Source organism: Micromonospora sp. NPDC004336, from assembly GCF_053602615.1.
Window position 1 is genome coordinate 1 of the sequence record NZ_JBSGDY010000340.1, and the last position, 2,258, is coordinate 2,258.

The 2,258-nt window shown below is 75.7% G+C and carries 2 protein-coding genes; both read left to right on the top strand.

Features of this window, described 5'->3' with window-relative positions; genetic code table 11:
• The coding region (locus tag ACWENR_RS30525) for a condensation domain-containing protein (protein WP_452280400.1) at positions 1 to 903 on the top strand (903 nt) is incomplete at its 5' end.
• Between the two features lie 79 nt (positions 904 to 982).
• A partial coding sequence (locus ACWENR_RS30530) for an AMP-binding protein (RefSeq protein ID WP_452280401.1) occupies positions 983 to 2,258 on the top strand: 1,276 nt, incomplete at its 3' end.

The following is a 2,258-nucleotide window of genomic DNA, read 5'->3' on the forward strand; positions in this document are numbered from 1 at the left end:
GGCATCCACCACATCGCCTTCGACGGCTGGTCACACTCACTACTCGTACGCGACCTCACCCACGCCTACACCGCCCGAACCACCGGCAACACCCCAGTGTGGGACCGGCCGGCGACCACGCTGCGGCAGGCGTACGACGAACACGTTCGCCTGCGCGAGGCCGCCGACCTGGGGGCGCAGCGGGCGTACTGGCGCGAGCAGCTGCGCGGCCTACCCCGGCAGGGCCAGGGTCAGCCCACGGCGCCGCTGGAGCAGGCGCTGGCGTGGGGCCCGAAGACCGGGCACATCGTCGAGGTCGGCCCCGAGATCATGCGCCGCTGGGACGAGGCGGCGCGGGAACAGCGGTTCAGCCGGTCGAGCTGCTTCGTCGCCGCGTTCGCCGCCGCGCTGCGCGCCGTCCACGGGCAGGACGACATCGGCCTGCTGATGGTCGTGGCGAAGCGGGGCAGCCGCGTCCTCGACTCCGCCTTCACCACCCGGCTCAACCTCAACTGCGTCCGGGTCCGGTTCGACGGGCCGGAGGACAGCGGCCTCGTCCTGCGGGTCAACGAGACGGTCGGCGACCTCATGCGGGCCCAGGACGTCCCCTTCGCGGAGATCGCCGACGATCCCGCCGCCGGGATCTCCGGCGAGGTGGTCGCCAGCCTGCCGACCTTCGTCTACCAGGACAACGTCGTCCTTCCGCTGGAGCTGCCGGGCTGCCGGACCGAGGAGGTCGTGGAGCCGTACGCCCGGGAGGTCCCCAACGGCCTGACGGTCGAGGTGCTGCCCCGGGCCGACCACGCCCTGCTGCGCGTCACCATCCGCACCGACTACCTGCCGCACCGCTTCGCCGAGGAACTCAACGGCCACATGCTGCGGTTCCTGGCGGCCGGGCCCCCGGTGGCCCCCGCCGCCGGCTGAATCGCGCCCACGGAGTTCCTGACTCGTCGACCCGGCCGCAGCCGCACAGGTGGCGCCGGCCCTGATCGGAGGTTCGCCCATGTCTGTCGGGATCGTTGCTGGTGCGGCCGGGGCCGCCGGCCCCGGCGCCGACTTCGAGGCCCTCGACCTGATGGCGGACCTGCGGCGGCCGCTGCTGTGGCCGGCCCGGGCGGCCTCGCAGTCGCGCAGGCCCGAGCTGCCCGCCTGGACGGGCCCGGAGCCCGCCGGCGTGGTGCTGCTGGCCGGCCTCGTCGGGGTGCTGGCCCGGTACACCGGGCAGGACGAGGTGGCGCTGGGCGTGTCGTCGGGCGCGTCGGTGGTGCGGGTGGACGTGGCGGACGATCCGGCCTTCGGCGAGCTGGTGCGGCGGGCGGCCGCGGCGTGGGCCGCGCCGGTGGCGGGCACGGGTGTGCCGGGGCCGGTCGCGGTGGACCTGGTGGAGGGCCCGGTCGCCGAGGTGGGCCCGGAGTCGGTGGGCGTCGACCTGGTGGTGACCGTGGCCTCGGACGGCTCCGGGCTGCGGGTGGACCACGCGGCGGAGGGCTGGTCCGCCGACTGGGCGGGGGGCCTGCTGGACCAGACCGCGTTGCTGGCGTCGGCCGGGATCCGGGAGCCCGACGTACCGCTGTCGGGGTTGCCGCTGCTCGGCGCGGCCGACCGCGAGCGACTGCTCGCGTGGGGCGCAGGCCCGGTCCGCCGGGTGCCGGACGGGCCGATCCACGACCTGGTGCTGGCCTGGGCGCGCCGGACACCGGACGCGGTCGCGGGCGTCGCCGGCGACGAGGTCCTCACGTACGGCGAGCTGGCGCGCCGGTCGGAGCTGCTGGCCCGGCACCTGCGCTCGGCCGGCGTCGGCGTCGGGGACGTGGTGTCGCTGGCGCTGGACCGCAGCCTGTGGACCCTCGTCGCCACCCTCGCGGTGCTGCGGGCGGGGGCGGCGTACACGCCGATGGACGTGGCCTGGCCGGCGGAGCGGATGCGGATGCTCCTGGCCGACCACGGGGCCCGCGTCGTGCTCACCGTCGGCGAGGTCGCCCCGCGCGTCCCCCGGCCCGACGGCGTGCGGGTGATCGCCCTCGACGACGAGTGGCCGGCGGTGGCGGCGACCGGGCCGGTCGACCTGCCGGTGGTGGACGCCGCCGGGCCGGCGTTCGTGATCTACACGTCGGGGTCGACGGGGAAGCCGAAGGGCGTGGTGCTGACCCACGAGAAGCTGACGAACTTCCTCGCCTGGATGGCCGAGGAGTGCGCGGTCGGCCCGGACAGCCGGATGCTGCACTGCTGCGCCCCGGTCTTCGACGTGGCCCTCGGCGAGATCTACACCGCGCTGACCT